General features: G+C 33.8%; 18 protein-coding genes and 2 pseudogenes. 10 read left to right on the forward strand and 10 right to left on the reverse strand.

Features of this window, described 5'->3' with window-relative positions; translation table 11 throughout:
- Positions 1-9 precede the first annotated feature (9 nt).
- Positions 10-189 carry an SE1561 family protein gene (locus BN349_RS16565; protein WP_019243452.1) on the reverse strand — a complete coding sequence of 60 codons (180 nt, stop codon included), beginning with the start codon at positions 187-189 and terminating at the stop codon, positions 10-12.
- A gap of 333 nt (positions 190-522) precedes the next feature.
- Between BN349_RS16565 and yfkAB the strand changes: the two genes are divergently transcribed.
- Positions 523-1,725, forward strand: coding sequence for a radical SAM/CxCxxxxC motif protein YfkAB (gene yfkAB / locus BN349_RS16570; RefSeq protein ID WP_019243453.1), 1,203 nt, complete (start codon positions 523-525; stop codon positions 1,723-1,725).
- A gap of 68 nt (positions 1,726-1,793) precedes the next feature.
- Here yfkAB and BN349_RS16575 read toward each other — a convergent pair whose 3' ends face one another.
- A complete protein-coding gene (locus BN349_RS16575) occupies positions 1,794-2,606 on the reverse strand; it encodes a YfkD famly protein (RefSeq protein WP_019243454.1) in 813 nt (270 codons plus the stop codon).
- 588 nt (positions 2,607-3,194) lie between these two features.
- Positions 3,195-4,259 (reverse strand): calcium/proton exchanger, encoded by a 1,065-nt coding sequence (cax, locus tag BN349_RS16580; protein ID WP_019243455.1) that lies wholly within the window; start codon positions 4,257-4,259, stop codon positions 3,195-3,197.
- 391 nt (positions 4,260-4,650) lie between these two features.
- On the opposite strand from cax, the gene BN349_RS26435 reads away from it, so the two are divergent.
- Positions 4,651-4,962 (forward strand): MFS transporter, encoded by a 312-nt coding sequence (locus BN349_RS26435; protein WP_026089352.1) that lies wholly within the window; start codon positions 4,651-4,653, stop codon positions 4,960-4,962.
- Between the two features lie 466 nt (positions 4,963-5,428).
- A complete protein-coding gene (locus BN349_RS16590; protein ID WP_019243456.1) occupies positions 5,429-7,363 on the forward strand; it encodes a heavy metal translocating P-type ATPase in 1,935 nt (644 codons plus the stop codon).
- A 384-nt stretch (positions 7,364-7,747) separates the two neighbouring features.
- On the opposite strand, the gene BN349_RS16600 is transcribed toward BN349_RS16590, so the two are convergent.
- The 3 genes from BN349_RS16600 to BN349_RS16610 all read right to left on the reverse strand — a co-directional run bounded on the left by BN349_RS16600 (position 7,748) and on the right by BN349_RS16610 (position 9,567).
- A complete protein-coding gene (locus BN349_RS16600; protein ID WP_019243458.1) occupies positions 7,748-8,584 on the reverse strand; it encodes a YihY/virulence factor BrkB family protein in 837 nt (278 codons plus the stop codon).
- A 116-nt stretch (positions 8,585-8,700) separates the two neighbouring features.
- On the reverse strand, positions 8,701-9,072 hold the full coding sequence (locus tag BN349_RS16605) for a YtxH domain-containing protein (RefSeq protein WP_019243459.1): 372 nt from the start codon (positions 9,070-9,072) through the stop codon (positions 8,701-8,703).
- Positions 9,073-9,093: 21 nt separating this feature from the next.
- On the reverse strand, positions 9,094-9,567 hold the full coding sequence (locus BN349_RS16610) for a low molecular weight protein-tyrosine-phosphatase (RefSeq protein WP_019243460.1): 474 nt from the start codon (positions 9,565-9,567) through the stop codon (positions 9,094-9,096).
- A 261-nt stretch (positions 9,568-9,828) separates the two neighbouring features.
- Here BN349_RS16610 and BN349_RS16615 point away from each other — a divergent pair, with 261 nt between their 5' ends.
- The 4 genes and pseudogenes from BN349_RS16615 (at position 9,829) to BN349_RS16625 (ending at position 12,535) form a co-directional block, all read left to right on the forward strand.
- Positions 9,829-10,050, forward strand: coding sequence for a DUF1128 domain-containing protein (locus tag BN349_RS16615; protein WP_019243461.1), 222 nt, complete (start codon positions 9,829-9,831; stop codon positions 10,048-10,050).
- A gap of 330 nt (positions 10,051-10,380) precedes the next feature.
- Positions 10,381-11,046 (forward strand): annotated as a pseudogene (locus BN349_RS26945) (cache domain-containing protein); the annotation flags it as partial.
- Between the two features lie 315 nt (positions 11,047-11,361).
- Positions 11,362-11,991 (forward strand): annotated as a pseudogene (locus tag BN349_RS26950) (methyl-accepting chemotaxis protein); the annotation flags it as partial.
- Positions 11,992-12,130: 139 nt separating this feature from the next.
- Positions 12,131-12,535, forward strand: coding sequence for a thiol-disulfide oxidoreductase DCC family protein (locus BN349_RS16625; RefSeq protein ID WP_232423573.1), 405 nt, complete (start codon positions 12,131-12,133; stop codon positions 12,533-12,535).
- 457 nt (positions 12,536-12,992) lie between these two features.
- On the opposite strand, the gene motB is transcribed toward BN349_RS16625, so the two are convergent.
- From motB to BN349_RS16645, 3 genes are all read right to left on the reverse strand, one after another.
- The gene (gene motB / locus BN349_RS16635) at positions 12,993-13,763 is read right to left on the reverse strand and encodes a flagellar motor protein MotB (RefSeq protein WP_019243465.1); all 771 of its coding nucleotides are present in this window, start codon (positions 13,761-13,763) and stop codon (positions 12,993-12,995) included.
- The gene (gene motA / locus BN349_RS16640) at positions 13,756-14,547 is read right to left on the reverse strand and encodes a flagellar motor stator protein MotA (protein ID WP_019243466.1); all 792 of its coding nucleotides are present in this window, start codon (positions 14,545-14,547) and stop codon (positions 13,756-13,758) included. Before motA ends, motB begins: the two co-directional genes overlap by 8 nt.
- A gap of 236 nt (positions 14,548-14,783) precedes the next feature.
- The gene (locus BN349_RS16645; protein ID WP_019243467.1) at positions 14,784-15,734 is read right to left on the reverse strand and encodes an L-lactate dehydrogenase; all 951 of its coding nucleotides are present in this window, start codon (positions 15,732-15,734) and stop codon (positions 14,784-14,786) included.
- A 400-nt stretch (positions 15,735-16,134) separates the two neighbouring features.
- On the opposite strand from BN349_RS16645, the gene BN349_RS16650 reads away from it, so the two are divergent.
- From BN349_RS16650 to pflA, 3 genes are all read left to right on the forward strand, one after another.
- Entirely contained in the window at positions 16,135-16,593 is a 459-nt protein-coding gene (locus BN349_RS16650; protein ID WP_019243468.1) for a C40 family peptidase, read from the forward strand.
- A gap of 422 nt (positions 16,594-17,015) precedes the next feature.
- A complete protein-coding gene (gene pflB / locus BN349_RS16655) occupies positions 17,016-19,241 on the forward strand; it encodes a formate C-acetyltransferase (RefSeq protein ID WP_019243469.1) in 2,226 nt (741 codons plus the stop codon).
- 279 nt (positions 19,242-19,520) lie between these two features.
- Positions 19,521-20,255 (forward strand): pyruvate formate-lyase-activating protein, encoded by a 735-nt coding sequence (gene pflA, locus BN349_RS16660; RefSeq protein WP_019243470.1) that lies wholly within the window; start codon positions 19,521-19,523, stop codon positions 20,253-20,255.
- 140 nt (positions 20,256-20,395) lie between these two features.
- Here the strand turns inward: pflA and nfsA are convergent, their stop codons facing one another.
- Positions 20,396-21,145 carry an oxygen-insensitive NADPH nitroreductase gene (nfsA, locus tag BN349_RS16665; protein ID WP_019243471.1) on the reverse strand — a complete coding sequence of 250 codons (750 nt, stop codon included), beginning with the start codon at positions 21,143-21,145 and terminating at the stop codon, positions 20,396-20,398.
- Positions 21,146-21,248: the final 103 nt, after the last annotated feature.

Below are 21,248 nucleotides of genomic sequence, written 5' to 3' on the forward strand. Positions count from 1 at the left end.
TTTTTCGAATTAACGTGATTTAAATTGTTCACACTTTACTTCAAGCTCATCTAGAATTTCAATTAAACGATCTACATCTTCTAAATCAGCATCTTCAGGATTTATATTATCTAAAACGTCTAAAAACATTGTTAAACGTTGTTTTAAGAAATTGACTTGGTCATCCTTATTTAAAATTGCCTTACCCATATGTATAATGCTCCTTTCATTTCTTACCTTAGCTATACTTCCTTTATACAACCATTATTCTCTTATAAAAAAGTTAAAGGTTCAAATATAACTTCTACATTCATCATATTATAAGAAAAACCATTAGTAAATTCTTTACTAGCCTATAAAATAGCGGTATACTTTATCCCATTCGAACTGGAGCTATAACTTCCACTTCAAACTTTAGTGGGAGAGTTGAGCAGAAGCAAGACTTATTGGCTTCAGCTCACCATCAGTGAGGGTCCCCCGCTGATGAAAATTTTATTTTATTAATAAAAAACTAAGATATTTTCTTATAAGGGGAAGTAAGACATGATGAACAAAAATAAATTATCAGCGATAACTCCCATAAATGATCCTTGGGAAGCCTATAACGACATAACCCAATTCGGTAAACCAATGCTTACCAACATTGAATTTACCACAACCAATCTCTGCAATATGAGATGTGAGCACTGTGCAGTAGGTTACACACTATCCAATAAAGATGCTAATGCACTACCATTAGATCTACTCATTCAACGCTTAGATGAAGTGGAGCACTTAAAAGCTCTAAGCATAACGGGTGGAGAACCTATGCTTTCTACAAAGAGCGTAAAAAATTATGTTGTTCCATTGCTAAAGTATGCTCATGAACGCGGTGTACGTACTCAGATGAACTCTAATTTAACAGTAGAATTATCAAAATACGACGATGTCATACCATATTTAGATGTCCTACATATATCACATAACTGGGGTACAATAGATCAATTTATCGATAACGGCTTTGCTATGATGGATAAAAAACCAACTCGCCAGCAAAGAGGTAAGCTATTCGATAGAATGATTGAAAATAGCCGAGAACTAGTAAAACAAGGTGTATTTGTTTCAGCTGAAACAATGATCAATAATCGGACTTTACCATACTTAGAAAACATTCATAAGCAAATTGTTGAAGAAATGTGCTGCCAACGCCATGAGGTACATCCTATGTATCCTAGTAGATATATACATCCTCATGAAAAGGAAAAATTAGAGGGTGACTCGAAATATTCTTCGGTGTATCCAAGCGATTTCGCTTCTACTATTCAACCTGTATCTTTAGAAGAAATCAGAAAAGCAATCCTTCATTTATTAGAAATCCGTCATGAAGATGTTTGGATGCTATTTGGAACATTACCTTTCTATCCATGTAGCAATGAGCCAGCTGACATAGAACTACTTCAAAAACTATATCAAGCAAAAAACGTTACGGTTCGAAATGACCCAGATGGCCGTTCACGATTAAACATCAATATATTCAATGGTGACGTGATTGTTACAGACTTTGGTGATGCTCCTCCGCTAGGAAATGTACGAACTGATACGTTATATCAAGCCTATGAGAATTGGAATAATACTTCTCTTGCCCAAACTCTAAATTGTCATTGTCCAAGTGTTAAATGCTTAGGTCCTAACGTACTTGTGAAAAACAGCTATTATCCTGACATTGATTTTAAAGTAAGAACAGCGAATTCTTCATTAAAAATCTAATTACTTTTAGGGTGAAAAGGAATACTTCTTTTCACCCTTTTATTTTTTGCTTTAATATTTTTTGCTGCTTATCTAGGACGATCGGAAGCAAAGAAACCAAAGGATACATAATCTTGAACAGGAATCCATGCCCCTATTCCTTGTGAGGTTACATTTTTCACTACTAAAGATTTTTTATTTCCCTTTAATACAAGATAAATTTCTCCATAAGTGACTTTCCCCTTTTCATTTACAGCGCTAGCATAAGCGTATAAATAGCCTAGCCTCCTAGCTGGCACATTATAAATTCTCTCACTCTTCGTTCCTGCACCAATCATTGTTTCGAAGGATAAAGGAAGATTTGATTTCTTGGCTGCTTTAATAAGCATCATTTTTTGAACATCTTTTGATGCTGGGATTTTTGCCGTTAAACCACCATGAACCGGTTTTTGCATTTCCTGTACATAATGCATTGGGTATGGAAGATTTCCTCCACGATTATCATGAAAATTGGTATTAATTTTTTGATATTCCCAATTAGGAGAAGTCTCAGCAGACTGATAATTTAATGCCCAATGTCCCAAATATATGGTCGCTCTATACCCTAATGCAAATGGTGCTTTTGCAATTGTTGTCTCATTCAAAATACGAATTAATTCAGGATTTTCAATTTTAACACTAGATGACTGAATTAATTGTTTGGTTAATTCACTCGGCTGTAAATAAGGGAGGTCTTGACTCGCATTTGGATACGTGTTTTCCTTCGCAATATGAATAACCGTAGAAGGTATTTTAAATGACGTTGCCCCTTTATTCCCTTGGGTTATTGTATTTCCCTTAATATAAAGCGGGAATACACATATAGACATAGCTATACATATCGTTACTAGCATTTTTTTCATAAGGAGACTCCTTTTCTAAGAAGTATAATTTCTGATGTAGCGTTAGTTTTTGTAAGGAGTCAAAAATATATGCAGTTGTTCTCATTTTATGTTTTCTTGTAAAATACGAAGGACATTTTTTCTCAAAAAACAGAACCAGCGGACGCGCAAGGTGCGAGATTCCTGCTGGAATAGAATTCAAAACTGCCTTTACAAGGACAATTGAAAGACTGTGCTTGGTTCTCTTAAATTGTAATAAGTTTGTAAAATTTTGAATATTTACTTTAAAAATCTGAAGAGGTATAATAAATGTAATCTTCAAAAAAGGAGGGAAATCGTTCAGTACAGACCATCCAATAAAGGGAGGTATGTTTATCGAAATAAGAACGGTTTATACTTATTTTTAAAAATTCAAATCAGAAAGTGGTGACCTTTCCTACAAATATTATCTTAACAAAGTCGTCATTTAAGGTTGTTTATCTAAACTCATTTATAACGATCAGTAACAGTAATAATTGTCGGATTCAAATATGTCAGAAAGTATAATAAATGTTTTAACATAAAAATGACTCTGTAAATACAGAAAGTATACAGAGTCATTTTTGCGTTCTATAAAAGGAAAAAGCCAATCCCCATAATGAAATAGGCTGCTAACAACGTTAAACCTTCAAACCAGTTTGTTTCCCCATCATTCGAAATGACAATCATTAAGAAAACAGATGTTACCATCGCAATCAATTCAGGTAATGTAAATACCAGTGACATTTGAGTATCAAATAATAAGGATACCAATACCAAGATTGGAGCTACGAACATCGCTACTTGAAGAGTTGAACCAATCGCTATTTCAACCGCAATATCCATTTTATTTTTGTAAGCAAATATAATGGCCGATGCATGTTCCGCCGCATTCCCAACTATAGCTACTATGATTACCCCAATAAATAGCTCAGACCATCCAAATGAATTGGCTACAGATTCAAATGTATGTACAAGATTTTCTGATACATAGGCTACTGCTACTGTAGCTAGTAAAAGAATGATAATAGCCATCTTTTTCGACCATTCTGGATGCTCTTCTTCTCCATCTGATTCCCCAGTAGTTCCTTTCGGTTGATAAACACCACGATGTGTTACTAATTTAAAGAATAATGCCGCTAAATATAAAACAATCATAATAATAGAAATACCGACACTTAATGAAATCGTTTTAACGTCACTCATTGTTTGTGAAAATACTTCCGGAATAACAAATGCAACAATAACTGCAAAAATTAATAATCCCGCATTATGTCTTGCATCATACACATTGAACTTCTGCCTTTTATACTTTACTCCACCTATAAAAAAGGACAATCCTGCTACTAAAAGCAGGTTACCAATAACAGAACCTGTTAAAGAAGCTAGTACTACACCTACAAGTCCTGCCTTCAACGCAAATATCGAAATAATTAATTCAACAGCATTTCCGAATGTAGCATTAAGTAATCCCCCAATTCTAGGTCCCATAACAACTGCCAAGCTTTCTGTAGCGCGGCCCATAAAACTAGCAAGTGCAATAATCGTTAAACAGTATACACCGAACATGATTAAGCTTGACCAATGTAACAAGCTGCCAGCAACAGAAAGAGGAACACCTAAAACTACAAGTACCAAAAAGATCTTATTTCCCATCTTGGTTCCTCACTTTTCTTAAAATAGAATCGTATAGATTAACAATTATAATACCCAACTGCTTCTCTTACAAAACTTCACCTTATTATAGCAATAATTTTCTGATTGTTTACTCTTTTCCATTAACTACTTTCTATATTCCTTGCACAATACATGTTATGTCAGTAAGATAAATCAGGATGTAGACATATATTTAAAGGACGGAAATAATAAATAAAGAACGAGTGCATTTTTACCCTGTGGAAAATATAGAAACTACTTCTATTTTCCACACTATCTCGGTTTAAAAAGGTTATAAAATATGCTTGGGTAGCTTTACTACCACCCTTAAGATTTGGCTTTCTTGAAGCATCTTTAAACGGGCATTTTCCAGTTTATGCTTTAAGATGGTATGAATATTGACTCTGTTTCTATTCTAGTACCCGCCTTTTCAATCGGAGCTATTATTTTTCAAATTCCACTATGGATGATGAGTGATTATTTCGGTAGAAAAAAAAGTCTTAAAATTATTATGTTATCAGGCTTTATTATCTTTCTGTTTGCCAGTATTTATCATTCTTCATTTATTGGTCTTCTTGTTTGTTTCACCGTTGCAGGTATGATTGTCGGTTCAACTTTTTCATTAGGTATCAGTTATATGGCAGATCTACTACCTAAAGATTTTATTACCGGCAGGGAATTTGTTATGTGGGATGTTCTTTAGTTGTGGAAGCCTACTTGGTCCCATCATAGGTGGTACGATTATTCATCATTTCCAAGGTGGTACTTTCTTTTATATGTTCAGCTTTATTTTACTAATCATTTTTTTCACACTGCTCGTTTTTAAAGAACATAAACGAATAATGACACATAGTGATATATTACAAATTTTTAGTTAGAAACTAACGCTTTTAATAAATGAGCCCTCTATTTCAGTACGAAAATTTTTTTGTTATCACATTTTTATTTTTTCCTTTATTTTCCCTACAGTTCTATGTTAGAATTATTATTAATAAATAAATAGTATAAACAAAACTTGCTGTCACTTATTGTGGCAGCTTTCGTGCTTTTTTAAAGGTAGTGATTTTGAATATCTTTCTCAATTAGATTAAGATCAACAGCAAACGATAAATACTACTATCTATAACAAAAAATTTAAAGCTCAGTACGAATTTAGGGGAGGGAAAGTAATGAATGAAACGAATGTTTTAACAAAAAGTCAATCATTTCAAAATTCAACACAAGCTTCTTTTTATCAAAAAATGTTACCTCATATGGAATTAATTGCAGCACTTATTTGTGGATTATTGATTTTAACTGGATGGCTACTAGGAAAAGCTGACATGAATACAGCTTCTGTTATTAGCTACATTTCAGCTTTTATTATCGGAGGCTATGCAAAAGCGAAAGAAGGTATAGAAGATACTATCGCTGATAAAGAATTAAACGTAGAGATGTTAATGGTATTTGCTGCTATTGGTTCAGCTATCATTGGTTATTGGGCAGAAGGTGCCATGTTGATTTTTATTTTTGCTGTAAGTGGGGCACTAGAAACATACACAATGAATAAGAGTCATAAAGAAATATCTGCTTTAATGGATTTACAACCTGAGGATGCTATTAGAATTTCAACAAATGGGGTAGAAGAACGAGTCCATATCTCTCAATTACAAGTTAATGATCTCATTCTAATAAAAGCAGGTGAACGTATACCGACCGACGGGATTATCATTGATGGTAATACCCATATTGATCAAGCTGCTATAACAGGTGAATCTATACCTGTTAATCGAACAATTGATGATGAAGTATTTGCTGGAACAGTTAATTTAAGAGGAACTATAACGGTGAAGATGACCAAACCAAATGATCAAACATTGTTCCAAAAAATTATAAAACTTGTTCAATCAGCACAAAGTGAGAAGTCACCTTCACAACAGTTTATCGAAAAATTTGAAGGTAAATATGTAAAAGTTGTATTAATTATTGTATTGAGCATGATGATCCTACCACATTTTATTTTAGGATGGTCTTGGACTGAAACTTTCTATAGAGCGATGATATTACTTGTTGTTGCTTCACCATGTGCATTAGTTGCATCTATAATGCCTGCAACCCTAGCCGCTATTTCACACGGTGCAAAGCATGGAATTTTGTTTAAAGGAGGCGTCCATCTTGAGAATTTAGGTCATCTCCAAGCCATCGCGTTAGACAAAACTGGAACACTTACCAAAGGTAAACCAGAAGTAACGGCTGTCTATATTAGAGAAGATTTAACAGAAGAGAGCTTCTTAAAGACGGTTGCTTCTATTGAAAAATATTCAAACCATCCATTGGCACAAGCCATTGTTAAATATTATACAGAAAAATTTACTGATTCCTTTATCAAGCCTGACAATACAGAGGACGTGAGTGGATGGGGTGTGCAAGCTTCTATCAATGGTCAGATATGGAAGGTTGGTAAAGCATCTTTTGTGAATCAACAAGATGCTGATTTCTTTAAAAACGGGATTGCACAATCTCTTGCTTCAAAGGGTAATACGATAACTTTTGCGAGAGATGAAAAAGGTATAGCTGGTGTAATAGCATTAAAAGATGTTGTACGAGAAGAGACCCATCAAGCCATTTCCGAACTAAAAGCACATGGGGTACAGACCATTATGCTAACAGGCGATAGTGAGAAAACGGCATCCGCAATCGCAAATGAAATCTCGATTGATGAGTATCATGCAGAATGCTTGCCAGAGAAAAAAGTAAATGAAATTAAGGCTTTGAAAAAACGTTTTACCACGGTTGCTATGGTTGGTGATGGTATCAATGATGCTCCGGCATTGGCAACCGCTACAGTTGGGATAGCAATGGGTGAAGGAACTGATGTTGCACTAGAAACAGCTGATATAGTTTTAATGAAAAATGACTTACCTCGTATCGCTGAAGCCATTTCTTTATCCAAAAAAATGAATCGTATTATTAAACAAAACGTTATTTTCTCTATCTCCGTTATTGTCCTTTTGATTTGTTCTAATTTCTTCCAAGTACTGGATCTACCACTTGGAGTAATAGGACATGAAGGGAGTACAATATTAGTCATTCTTAATGGTCTGCGACTCTTAAAAAATAACTAAGAAAAAGACACTGTCTCTCTATAAAGGGAGTTAAGTATAAGATGGGTAGACGATCAACTTTTAAATAGTGATGAAACTCTCTTTCAAAAGAGGATAACAAAAGAAGAAAATGTAATGGACACGTTCACATAAAGTGAAGGGGCCTCTGAAAAGTGATAAAAATCACTTTTCAGACAGCCCCTTTTTCTAGTGATAGCCATTCTGACCGTTTGCAGAACTTGACGTCTTATTTTTTGGTTTATTCTTACCCTTTTGCTTTGTTCCGCCATCTTTTTTCGTATGTTTAGCCATAGCAATGTCTTCCCTTCCACCGTAAAATAAACGAGTTTTTATTTCTCATTCATTTTTAGTATGAAAGCTTTTCATCTTCTTATTAGAGGTAGTTTATTCTATCGAATCCTCTTTTTCACTATAAATGGCATTAATTTCTCCACCCAAGATAATGATATGGGCGGACAAATAGAACCAAAGCATTAAAACAATGACTCCCCCTAGGCTACCATATGTTGTCGTGTAATTACCGAAATTATTAACAAAATAGGAAAATCCAAGAGAAGTTGCCGTCCATCCTAATGTAGCAAATAAGGAACCTTTCATAACACTACGTTTTTTTAGCTTAATAACCGGAAAAATCCAATACAAAGTAGAAAATACCGTTAATAAAATGAATAAGGTTAAAAGCCAACGGATCGCATCCCATAAATGCAAAAATTCATTGTTTAATCCTAAGAATGAAAATAAGGCAACGCCTATTTGTTTTCCGAATATCGGTAATAATAACGCTATAATAAATACGAAAATCATTCCTATCGTTAATACCATAGCCAGCGCTCTAACAATTATATATTTCCGTTTATCAGGAATATCATAGGCTTTATCAAATGCTTTTAATAAGGCATTCATTCCATTTGAAGCTGACCATAGTGTCCCGATGATCCCAAAAGAAAGCAATTTTGCATTCCCTTGCATGATATTGTCTAGATGACTTTCAATCAATAGCATTGAATCATCAGGGACAAAAGTTCCTAAAAAAGATAATATATATTGCTCATCTATAGGTAAATAAGGAATTAATGTAGATAAAAAAATGATTAACGGAAAAATGGACAATAAGAAGAAAAACGCAAGCTGAGCTGCCAAACCCGAAGCATCATGTTTGTTAATCCTATCTATTATAGTACTTACAAATTCAATTTGCTTACCAAAGATTTTTGTATTCATAGCAACTCCCTTTGTTTCACTATTTACCTCATCCTTACTAGCACATATACTTTCTACTCAAAAAACAGAACACAATGGCTTTTTGGAGAGCAATGTGTGCTAATAAGACCTAGAAATTATAAGGAATCTACATCCTTTTCGTTGTCATCTAAAAATATCTCTTTCGTTTCTTTAACAGTGGCTTTTACTTGAGGAGGAATTTCTTTAAGAACTTCCACTTGATTCGTAATAAACGCAACATCCTCTGTAATTGTTTCAATGGTTGTCCGAATTTTATCCGACGTTTCTTTTACTTGTGAAATGATATGTTCTGGATTTTCAATTACTTCCCGTGCATTTCTATACCCTTTTTTTGCACATTCAATCGTTTTTTCTCTAGTATTTCGATCTAACATACTAATTGCTGCACCAGCAAGCGCCCCAAGCAAAATACCTTGAAGTAAACGACTCTTTTTCTTATTAGTATATGTAGTCTCCTCATGATTCATGTTTCATTAACCTCTCCTTCATTATTTAATTTGATGCTCTCTTTTTATTTTCTCTAGCAATTGCTGACACCCTTCATTTACTAAGTTATATACTTCTTCAAAATTACCTGTAAAATAAGGATCTGGTACGTCCTTGTTTTTCGCAGTTGGTACAAGATCTAATAATCTTGTTACAAACGCATTTGAATTCCCTTTTAAGAATTTCTTCATATTTTTAATATTGCTTTCATCCATACCTATAATATATTGAAATTGTTCATAATCATTGGCAGTAAATTGACGTGCTTGCATGCCTTCATAACTAATACCTTTTTCATCTAATAAAGCACGAGTTCCTTGATGAGGAATTTGTCCAATATGCCAATCCCCTGTTCCAGCCGAATCTATAGTAATTAATTTTTCTAAGCCTTCCCTTTTTACAAGATCACGAAACATTGCTTCCGCCATTGGTGAACGACAAATGTTCCCTAAACACACAAACAATACTTTTACCAAAATATTCACACTCCTACAATTGTTAATGCCTATATACATATTAGTATATTTCCAATCACTTTTTACTATTTTTCATCAAATTAATTATTATTTTAATAAAAAGCTTTATTAAATACGAATAAGAATGAAACAAAGCAATTCAAAAAACAAAATCAGTTTTGTTTTTATAGATATCTTGGCTTTGGGAACAGCTTGTCATTGACAGATGATTGGAATTATGAAAGTATGAAATGAAATGATATAGGGGAAAGGAAGAACTAGATGGATTTATCTCAAAACACACCAGAAAATGTTGAATATATGATTGAAAAAATTAAAGAAAAACTACGAATGATGAATATTGAAGCTGTAAAATCTAGTCATTTTAACAGTGATATGTACGAAGAGCTTCATGATTTATATACCATGGTAATGAAAAAGGATAGTTTTAGTCCAAGTGTTATGGAAGCCATTGCCGCAGAGCTTGGTAACTTAAAGAAATAAACCAACGCTTTATCATTCTCATATAAAAGGAGGAGTCTACTTATAGGCTCCTCCTTTTTATCTTCTTATAGAACCTTTTTTACTATTTAAGCTGAACTATTTTTTAAGTATTTTCAATAATTTCCTTCATTTTCAAATTATCTTGCCGATAATCAACTATATTTGTATTTTTTTCAAAACTCAGGATTATTATACTACTCTCTATTTCCATTACAAATTCTTAAAAAGGAGGAAAGCCTCTTGAAGACATTTCACAACTTAAAAATCTCTTCGAAAGTAAACATTATCGTTCTCACTGCACTTTTATTATTTGCAATCATTGTAGGTTTGTTGATTATTTGGAAGGTCGATGCATCTATTAGAACCATAGGTCTAGAAAAAGTAAAAACTGATATTGAGCTTGGTTATAAAACCATTGAAACAAAATATCGTGGTTATTGGCGAATAGAAAATGATCAACTGTATAAAGGTGATATCAGAATTAGCAATAATGGAGAATTCCTAAGCTATATTAGTAAAGTCACAAATGACAATGTATCCATTTACTTAAATGATAGAATTGCTTCAACTACTTTAGAGAAAAATGGGAAAAAATTATATGGACTAAAAGCTCCAAAAGAGGTTATAGAAAAGACGCTTAAAAAAGGAGAAACCTATTTTGGCGAAACAACAATTGATGGTGTTTCCTATCAAGCTGGTTACAAACCAATCAAAGATGTTCGTGGAAACATTATTGGCTTATGGCATGTCAGTGCACCAATAACAATGGTTGATGATATTATTGAACAAGTTTTCTATGTGATATTAATTAGCTCCATTGCACTAATTATCATTTCTTTTGTTCTTGTCATGCTTTTTACAAATACTATAAAGAAACGTTTAAAAAATATTTCTTTAGCAATGGATTATGCTGGACACGGAGACTTCACACACACATTAAACGATTCACATAAAGATGAAATAGGATTACTTTCTCAGAGCTATATGTCCATGCGTGATCAATTGTCTAAACTGCTCATTCATATTAAAGGGAATTCAGAATTAGTGGCTGCCTCTGCTGAACAGCTTAATGCAAGTTCTGAAGAAACGAGTAAAGCTACTGACTCTATATCCGCTTCGATACAAGATGTAGCTGCATCGTCAGATTCACAAATCGAACACGTGAAAATTCTTGAAAGTACAAGTACAACAATGGTAGAAAACATCAATAAAATTTCTCAAGTTTCAACCACCATTCTGAAAGATTCTGAAGCGAATGCGAGCGAAGCCTTACAAGGCGGAGAAATGATGAATCGAACTATGAAACAAGTTAATCTCATCAATGATACAACGCAAAACTCTTCGAAGATTATTCATCACTTGGGAGAGAAATCAAAAGAAATAAATAGCATTATCAATATTATTACTGAAATTGCTGAGCAAACGAATCTTCTAGCTTTAAACGCAGCAATCGAAGCTGCTCGCGCCGGTGAACAAGGTCGAGGTTTCTCCGTCGTTGCGGATGAAGTACGAAAACTTGCTGAACAATCCAATCAATCAGCCAATCAAATTAAAGAATTAATTAATGACATTCAGCTAGATATTAACGAATCTGTTATTTCAATGGATGAAGGACGAACTGCTATCAAAGAGGGGCTTCATTTAGCATCTCAAGCACATACCTCTTTAATCTCCATTAGCGATTCTGTACAGAATATGTTTACACAAGTACAAAATGTATCTAGTGCCATTAATGAAATTCAAATAGGCACAAAAGAAATGGATAAAGTAGTTCAATTTACAGTTAAACATATTGACAATACATCCGAATTGACTCAAACAGTTGCTGCCTCAGCAGAAGAACAAAATGCAGCAATGCAAGAAGTTTCTGCTTCTGCACATGCATTGAGTAAACTTTCAGAGGAACTAGCAGATTCGATCAAAAGCTTTAAATTTGAATAAATCTCTACCTCTTTTCTGGTTGCCTGAAATTCATCGGGCAACCTTTTCTCAATCCTCCCCTTACTGTCTCTTCGTGAAATATCCAAAATATGTTATCTTTAATATAAGTCTTATACGATTATTTCTATAAGGAGGTTGAATGATGCATCACAAGCATGCTGTAATCTTATTTGATGGCGAATGTAATTTTTGCAGTAAAAGTGTTCAATTTATTATTGCTCGAGATCGAAAAGAATACTTTTTATTTGCATCTTTACAAAGTGAAATAGGTCAAAATTTATTAAAGACATATTTATTGCCAACAGATTGTAATAGCTTTGTACTAATAGAAAATAATCAAGCTTACACGGAATCGCTGGCAGCAATAAGAGTTTGTCGACATCTAGATGGTTGGTGGAAGGTCTTCGTTATTGGAATCGTTATCCCAGCTCCAATTCGCAACTTTTTCTATAAAACACTCGCCAAATACCGTTATAAATGGTGGGGGCAGTCATCATCTTGCATGTTTCCAACAAATGATTTAAAAAGAAGATTTCTTTCCTAAAACTCCTCCCATTTCAATGTTAGTTCAATAGAAAAACAAGATATTTGTCGAACGAATTTATGAACTTTTCGTTACAAAAATATGTATTTTTTGTTAATTTTACAATATAATAGAAATATCAAAGAGGACTACTCTTTAGGTAATTTCAGGAGGAATGGATATGACATTTCTTCACATTTTAAACTATTCAATCCCAATTGTATGTATGATTGGATTGGGCCTTTGGATAGATCGCTTATGTAAGTCAGAAGAGGTAGAAGATGCAAATGAGTAACCCTTTATGACATTATTCATGTCATTTAAGTTCACCTTATAATTCCCCATTATTATGCCATGGCCATAGAGTCATGGTATTTTTTTGTCCATACCTATTCTTCAATTCGTTAACCCTAAAAAAGGATAAAGGCATTTCAAAAGTGATTAAAAATCATATTTGAAATGCCCTTATCCCTATATACTACTTATTTAATTCTGTTCTTGGAGAAATTAGTATTTCAACACGCCTATTTTTGGCTCTACCTTCTTTTGTATCATTAGGAGCAATAGGTTTAAATTCACCAAAGCCCTTCGCACTAAACCATTCAGGATCTAAATCCTTATTTTCAAGTAATATTTTCATAAAATTGACTGCACGCATAACACTTAAATCCCAATTAGAAGAAAATTTGGATGTTGAAATTGGAACATTATCTGTATGTCCACTAATGATGATACTTCTCGGTGGGTCCATCACTATTAAATCTGCAATTTCATGAGCAAATTGTTTATCAACTTCTCTTACATCTGCACTACCAGATTCGAATAATACATTGTCCCGAATAGAAACTAACAAACCTTCACCAGTTAAAGTAGTAGACAATTTATCTGACATATCATTCTTTTTAATATATTGGTTCACTCTATTTTGTAACTCAGATAATTCTTTTTTATCCTTTTCTCCAAGATTATTTTCTTTATTTTTGTCACCTATTAAATAACCTTCTTTATCACTTTTTGTTGAATGGTCACCAGATTCCATCGGACTAGTAAATTCCATGACACCCGTGCCACCTACGAAAACATCGTTAAACGCACGAGATAATTTTTGAAATTTATTTGCGTCAATCGAACTCATGGAAAAAAGAACAACAAATAGTGCTAATAGTAGCGTTAATATATCTGCATATGGAAGTAGCCATGATTCGCTCATATGCTCCTCATGTTTTTTCTTCTTTTTCCTTCTAGCCATTACGCTTCACTTCGCCTTCTAACCATTTTTTTCGATCTCCGGCTGGCAAATACGAAGTAAGTTTTTGCTCTATCGTTCTTGGTGCCTCTCCTTCTATAATTGATAAGATTCCTTCAATCATCATATTTTTTATATGAACTTCTCTTAAAGATTTACGTCTTAACTTATTCGCAAATGGGTGCCATAACACATATCCTGTAAAAATCCCTAATAATGTAGCTACAAAGGCAGCAGATATCGCAAGACTAAGTTCATCTGAGTCTCCCATATTAGATAGAGCTGAAATCAAACCTACAACCGCTCCCAATACTCCAAGAGTTGGGGCATAAGTTCCTGCTTGTGAGAAAATGGCTGCAGCTGATTGATGTCTTTCTTCCATAGCCTCTATTTCTTCTGATAATATATCTCTTATGTAATCCGCACTTTGACCTTCAACGGCTAAATTTAAACCATTTTTTAAGAAAGGATCATCAACTTGTTCTGAAATTCCTTCAAGTGCTAATAAACCTTCTTTTCTAGCAATAACAGCCCATTCAGAAAATGTACTAATCAATTCTTCTGGGGATACTAGTTTTTTTTCTGTAAAAATAATCTTAAATAAAGCTGGTAATTTTTTTAATTCACTAGCAGGGAATGCAATTGTAATAACCGCTATTGTTCCTACTAAAATAATTAGTATTGCTGCTGGATTTATTAGTGCTGATAGATGAACACCTTTTAATACCATCCCAACACCAATAGCAAGAATACCTAATATCACACCAATTATTGATGTCTTATCCATTTACCTCACCCGACTCTTTATAATTTCTTTTCTACATATCATATCGGTAGAAATGTTAAATAAATGAGAGGTTTTAATAAAATTTCTTTGTCTTACAAATATTTATAGTATTTTTTCCAAAAAATAGTTCTTTCGTATTCGTAAAAAACGACTATCTCTTTATTGCTTAAAATTTAAAAAACAGACTACCTAAATCTAAGTAATCTGTTTTCTTAAATGAGGCAAGAATCGTTTTATTAATAACCGATAGATGCCATATATTCTTTTAATATTTTATTTGATTGATCAAATTTAGCCTTTTCCTCATCTGTTAAATTCAGCTCAACCACTTCTTGTACCCCTTGTCGTGTTAAAATAACTGGAACTCCAGTGGCGATATTATCATACCCATACTCCCCATCAAGTATTGTCGATACGGCAATAATTTTATGATCATCATTAAAAATAGAACGAGTTATAGATGCTAGCGCACAACCTATACCATAATATGTTGTTCCTTTTCGGTTTAAGATTTCAAAGCCTGCTTTTCGAACTTGATCAATAATTTCATCTAAATCAAGATGACCTAGCATTTCTTTATGCTCCTCTAAAATTTGCATAAATGGCTTTCCACCAATCGTTAAATGTGACCATGCAACAAATTGAGAATCACCATGCTCTCCTAATGTATATCCGTTGATACTTCTTGGATCAACTTTAATATGCTGTGATAGAATAGATTTCAAACGAGAGGAATCTAATGATGTACCTGTTCCAAGAACCTGATTACGAGGGAGTCCAGATTCTTTCCACACTTGATATGTAATAATGTCGACAGGGTTAGAAGCCACTAAAAAGATACCATCAAATCCGCTTTTCATAACCCCTTCTACGACAGATTTAGCAATTTTTGAACTTAGCTCTAAAGTATCTAAACGTGTTTGACCTGGCTTAGGTGGGCCTCCTGCTGTAATGATGACAATGTCCATATCCTTACAATCTTTATAATCTCCGACGGATACTTTTGTACGTGAAGTAGTAAAATCTACACAGTGTTGTAAATCCATTGCTTCACCTAATGCTCTCTCTTTATTAATATCTATAAGAACTAACTCATCACAAATGTTTTGGTTAACTAAAGAATAACCTGCGCTTGCTCCTACAAAACCAGTACCTACTATTGCTACTTTTCTCGTTGAATATTTCATTTCATACCGCCTCTACATAGAATCTTCATTTGGATGTTTCATTAATTACAATACTTTCTGATTATTCAATATGTGAAATAATGATCAATAATCATCTACAAACATTAATTATATTGACCTATTTTCCTCATGTAAACCGTTCGTTTTAATCTGCTAAAAATTACACGATTTTTATATTTTCCTGTTAATTAGCCTTATTATTTCACTAATAACAGGACAAATCATCAAGATTTAATAAAATTCCCCTATCCTACTATCGAAATAAGACTATTTATATGACTTCATGTCACATCATGTAATATTTCTGTAATAAAACTTAATAGGTTTGTAAATATAATTGACAGATTTTTTTGTTATATTATTTCTAGAGCAAGATAATCTAGTAACCTTGGGGGCTTTTATGAAGAAAATAATAGTTTCATCAGTTTTAGCTTTGTCTTTGATTTCTACCTTTTTATTACCAAACTATACAGAAGCAGCATCTACTACAACAGTTGAACAAAATAAGGTCATAAATACCGGGAAAAAATTCATAGGAACTAAATATCGATTTGGTGGAACTACTCCAAGTGGCTTTGATTGCTCTGGATTTGTTGGCTATACATATAGTAAAGCAATTGGCAAAAAACTACCACGTTCAACTAGCGAACTCTATCAAACAGGTAAAGCCGTTAGTAAATCTAATCTTCAAGTTGGAGATCTTGTATTCTTCACTACATATAAAAAAGGCGCTTCACATACAGGAATTTACGTAGGTAATAATAAATTTATTCACTCCTCTTCTTCTAAAGGAGTAACAATTGATTCCTTATCAAATTCTTACTGGAAGCCAAAATACATCGGCGCAAAAAGAATTTAATGATTGATTCATATAAAAAGAACCATCTTCATATATTGAAGATGGTTCTTTTTTGCTTCTATACTTATTACTGTTATACCATAGATATTTATAATTTTTACTTTTTTATAATACAGACCATTAATATTTGTAATACAGTAAAGATAAACACCAGAAAAAAAGCACAATTTAAAATATTTTCCTTTGTAACACAACCTGGAAATATTAATATGTATATCTAATAATTGTTAAATGTAAGCACTAACAAAAGGGTTTTTCACTATAAAATGTGGAAAAACCCCTCTCTCAAGCTCAATAATTCACAAATAGTTCATAAATCCCAAAGTTCAAATACACATTAAGAGTGTATTCTATATTTAGAAACTGTTATATAAACATTTTAATATCTGTTTAATATATAAAGATGGAAGGTGGAATTCACTATGGAACAATGGAAAAACTTTAATTCTGGAATTTGGAATAAAGAAGTTAATGTACGTGATTTCATAATTAATAACATAACTGTATATGATAAAGACGATTCATTTTTAGCAGGTCCTACAGAAGCAACTACAAAGCTTTGGGCTCAAGTAATGGATTTAAATAAAAAAGAACGTGAAGCAGGTGGGGTTTTAGATTTAGATTCTAAAGTCGTTTCTACTATTACTTCTCACGGTCCTGGATACTTAAACAAAGAGTTAGAAACAGTTGTAGGTTTCCAAACTGATGCACCATTCAAACGTTCATTACAACCATTCGGCGGAATTCGTATGGCTGAGCAAGCTGCTGAATCTTACGGCTTCCACGTAGATGAAGAAGTAAAAGAAATTTTCACAAAATATCGTAAAACTCACAACCAAGGTGTATTCGATGCATACACTGATGAAATGAAATTAGCTCGTAAAGCTGGTATCATCACTGGTCTTCCAGATGCTTATGGTCGTGGACGTATTATTGGTGACTACCGTCGTGTAGCTTTATACGGTGTAGACTTCTTAATCAACGAAAAGAAAAAAGATCTTAAAAACACAGCTAAAGTAATGTCAGAAGATACAATTCGTCTTCGCGAAGAACTTTCTGAACAAATTCGTTCATTAAATGAATTAAAAGAAATGGCTGCAGCTCACGGATTCGATATCTCTGCTCCAGCTTCTAACGCTCGTGAAGCATTCCAATGGTTATACTTCGGATACCTTGCTGCTATTAAAGAACAAAACGGTGCTGCAATGAGCTTAGGCCGTACATCTACTTTCTTAGATATCTATATTGAAAGAGATTTACAAAACGGTTCATTAACAGAAATCGAAGCACAAGAATTAGTTGATCACTTCGTAATGAAGTTACGTCTTGTTAAATTCGCTCGTACACCAGATTACAATGAATTATTCAGTGGAGACCCAACTTGGGTAACTGAATCAATCGGTGGTGTGTCATTAGACGGAACACCTTTAGTAACTAAAAACTCATTCCGTTTCTTGCACACATTATCAAACCTTGGACCAGCTCCAGAGCCAAACTTAACAGTTCTTTGGTCTACTAAGCTTCCACAAGGTTTCAAAAACTTCTGTGCGAAAATGTCTATCCAAACTAGTGCAATTCAGTACGAAAACGATGACATCATGCGCTTAGAATACGGCGATGACTATGCAATTGCCTGCTGTGTATCTGCAATGCGTGTAGGTAAACAAATGCAATTCTTTGGTGCTCGTGCTAACTTAGCAAAAACATTATTATATGCAATCAATGGCGGAATCGACGAAAAACTTAAAATCCAAGTTGCTCCACGTTTCGCTCCAATCACATCTGATATCTTAGATTACGAAGAAGTAATGGCTCGTTTCGATACAATGATGGATTGGCTTGCTGAATTATATATCAACACATTAAATGTAATTCACTACATGCACGATAAATACAGTTACGAAAGAATCGAAATGGCACTTCACGATACAAAGATCCTTCGTACAATGGCAACTGGTATCGCTGGACTAAGTGTTGTAGCTGACTCTTTAAGTGCTATTAAATACGGTCAAGTTAAAGTTATTCGTGACGAAAACGGTGTAGCTGTTGACTTCGAAACTACTGGTGAATATCCTAAATACGGTAACAATGATGATCGTGTAGACCAAATGGCAGTGAACTTAGTTGAAACATTCATGACTAAGCTTCGCAAACATGCAACTTACCGTGATTCTTTAACAACTATGTCAATCTTAACAATCACTTCTAACGTAGTGTATGGTAAGAAAACAGGTAACACTCCTGATGGACGTCGTGCTGGTGAGCCATTTGCTCCTGGTGCAAACCCAATGCACGGAAGAGATACTAAAGGTGCTCTAGCTTCATTAGCATCTGTTGCGAAACTTCCATACCAACACTCATTAGATGGTATTTCAAATACGTTCTCTATGGTTCCAAAAGCACTTGGTAAAGACGATGCTAGCCAAGAAGCTAACTTAGCTGCAATCCTTGATGGATATGCATCTAAAAAAGGTCACCACTTGAACATTAACGTATTTAATCGTGATACTTTATTAGATGCTATGGAGCATCCAGAAGAGTATCCACAATTAACAATCCGTGTATCTGGTTACGCAGTTAACTTTATTAAATTAACTCGTGAGCAACAAATCGACGTAATCAACCGTACATTCCACGGAAGTATGTAATAAAGAAAAGCAAGGGCGCCGCTCATTTAGCGACGCATAGATTGGAGCCCTCTGACTGAGATAAAGGAAACTCGAAGAACTTAAGTGGTCGATGTTGACTTTTTGCAATAAGGAGAAGGGAATCCATTAAGTATTGACAGCTAAAGCCTAAATACGATAAAAAGTAACGCCAATCCTCCTTCTAGTAAAAACTAATCGGGGGATTGGCGTTAAAAATACACTATGAAATATAACTCCCCCTCCAAAACTCTCTCGGTGGGGAGTTTGGAGGTTTTTAATATGAAAGGTAATATTCATTCAATCGAAACTTGCGGTACAGTAGATGGACCGGGAATCCGCTACATCGTCTTTACTCAAGGATGTATGCTTCGTTGTCAGTATTGCCATAATGCTGATACATGGGAATTTGGTACTGGAAAAGAAACAACTGTTGATGAAATCATTCAAGATCTTCAATCCTATATCCCCTTTATGGAAGCATCTGGTGGCGGTATTACGGTTAGTGGTGGAGAACCACTATTTCAAATGCCGTTCGTCACTTCTTTATTTAAAGCCTGCAAGGAAAAAGGTATTCATACAACATTAGATAGTTCTGGTGGTTGTTTCTCTGAAAAACCCGAATTTCTAGAGGAATTCAATGAGCTTTTAAAATACACAGACTTAGTGTTAGTAGATTTAAAACATATTGATCGTGACAAACATAAACGTCTTACAGGCAAATACAACGATCATATCTTAAAATTCGCACAATATTTATCTGATCGTAAAATCCCTGTATGGATTAGACATGTCTTAGTTCCAGGTGTAACAGATTTCGATGAATATTTAGATGAATTAGGTGAGTTTATTGGCACTCTATCTAATGTAGAGAAAGTAGAGGTCCTACCTTATCATAAGTTAGGAGTATACAAATGGGAGGCTCTAGGCCTATCATACCCCCTACAAGATACTGAGCCACCGTCTGATGAACGTGTACAAAATGCCTATAAATTGTTAACAAGTTATATCAAATAAAGAATAAAAAACGGTGAAGAATTCATTCCTTCACCGTTTTTTACTAACTTTTATTACAATAAATCTTCATTCTTCTAATAAAAGTCTATGTCGATTCATGAAAATATTGTCCAGGAAATATTTCATTTTTCGACTTTCACTTAGTATTTCTTCAATCCTTGTTTCTCTATAAAATCTTTCATATACAAGCGACTTTTTTTACTGAGCATATTAGTAACTTGCGTCGTCCACGTATCTTTTCTAGCACCTTTTGTTCTTTCTTGATAATAATTAGAAATAACTTCATTATAATCTTTCAACTGATTTTCAAATGTAGATTCATCATTTAAATATTCATTTTCATGATACACATTCTCCATCGGTAAACGCGGCTTTTGTGCGGAATAATTTTTAGGATATCCTACTACTAACCCAAATAGAGGAATGACCTTATTGGGGATATGCAACAATTCTGCAACCTCTGTTAAGTTATTGCGAATACCTCCAATATAACAAATACCTAATCCCATAGATTCGGCAGCTATAGCAGCATTTTGCGCAGCAAGAGCAGCATCTATACAGCCAACCATAAAGATTTCTGTACTTTCGATTGCTTCATTTATATTTACTTCTTCCATTTTCGAAGCAATTATATGACGATGTAAATCTGCACAGAATATAAATAAATGTCCATTTTTTTCAACATACGTTTGAGGTCCAGCTATCTCTGCTAATTTTGCCTTTTTTTCGGGATCATTCACTCCAATAATAGAATAAGCTTGAATATAGCTCGAAGAGGAAGCTGATTGAGCACATTGTACAATAGTCTGAATTTGTTCTTCTGACAATAATTTATCTTCAAAACTACGAATCGATCTGTGATTTAAAATAGTTTCTATTGTTTCATTCATTTCTTATCCTCCTTTTGCTCTCTTTTATATATATTAATATCCTACATCGAGATAAATTGTAACATAACCTCTTTTTATTCTCATAATTTAGGGCCTATCCAAA

The sequence above is a fragment of the Bacillus sp. AP8 genome, assembly GCF_000321185.1.
GTDB classification, from domain to species: domain Bacteria; phylum Bacillota; class Bacilli; order Bacillales; family DSM-1321; genus Bacillus_AD; species Bacillus_AD massilioanorexius.

What these genes read in the sequence shown, in the direction of transcription:
- BN349_RS16565 (WP_019243452.1), bottom strand. Translation starts at nt 189, where the DNA reads ATGGGTAAGGCAATTTTAAATAAGGATGACCAAGTCAATTTCTTAAAA.
- yfkAB (WP_019243453.1), top strand. Translation starts at nt 523, where the DNA reads ATGATGAACAAAAATAAATTATCAGCGATAACTCCCATAAATGATCCT.
- BN349_RS16575 (WP_019243454.1), bottom strand. Translation starts at nt 2,606, where the DNA reads ATGAAAAAAATGCTAGTAACGATATGTATAGCTATGTCTATATGTGTA.
- cax (WP_019243455.1), bottom strand. Translation starts at nt 4,259, where the DNA reads ATGGGAAATAAGATCTTTTTGGTACTTGTAGTTTTAGGTGTTCCTCTT.
- BN349_RS26435 (WP_026089352.1), top strand. Translation starts at nt 4,651, where the DNA reads ATGAATATTGACTCTGTTTCTATTCTAGTACCCGCCTTTTCAATCGGA.
- BN349_RS16590 (WP_019243456.1), top strand. Translation starts at nt 5,429, where the DNA reads ATGAATGAAACGAATGTTTTAACAAAAAGTCAATCATTTCAAAATTCA.
- BN349_RS16600 (WP_019243458.1), bottom strand. Translation starts at nt 8,584, where the DNA reads ATGAATACAAAAATCTTTGGTAAGCAAATTGAATTTGTAAGTACTATA.
- BN349_RS16605 (WP_019243459.1), bottom strand. Translation starts at nt 9,072, where the DNA reads ATGAATCATGAGGAGACTACATATACTAATAAGAAAAAGAGTCGTTTA.
- BN349_RS16615 (WP_019243461.1), top strand. Translation starts at nt 9,829, where the DNA reads ATGGATTTATCTCAAAACACACCAGAAAATGTTGAATATATGATTGAA.
- BN349_RS16625 (WP_232423573.1), top strand. Translation starts at nt 12,131, where the DNA reads ATGATGCATCACAAGCATGCTGTAATCTTATTTGATGGCGAATGTAAT.
- motB (WP_019243465.1), bottom strand. Translation starts at nt 13,763, where the DNA reads ATGGCTAGAAGGAAAAAGAAGAAAAAACATGAGGAGCATATGAGCGAA.
- motA (WP_019243466.1), bottom strand. Translation starts at nt 14,547, where the DNA reads ATGGATAAGACATCAATAATTGGTGTGATATTAGGTATTCTTGCTATT.
- BN349_RS16645 (WP_019243467.1), bottom strand. Translation starts at nt 15,734, where the DNA reads ATGAAATATTCAACGAGAAAAGTAGCAATAGTAGGTACTGGTTTTGTA.
- BN349_RS16650 (WP_019243468.1), top strand. Translation starts at nt 16,135, where the DNA reads ATGAAGAAAATAATAGTTTCATCAGTTTTAGCTTTGTCTTTGATTTCT.
- pflB (WP_019243469.1), top strand. Translation starts at nt 17,016, where the DNA reads ATGGAACAATGGAAAAACTTTAATTCTGGAATTTGGAATAAAGAAGTT.
- pflA (WP_019243470.1), top strand. Translation starts at nt 19,521, where the DNA reads ATGAAAGGTAATATTCATTCAATCGAAACTTGCGGTACAGTAGATGGA.
- nfsA (WP_019243471.1), bottom strand. Translation starts at nt 21,145, where the DNA reads ATGAATGAAACAATAGAAACTATTTTAAATCACAGATCGATTCGTAGT.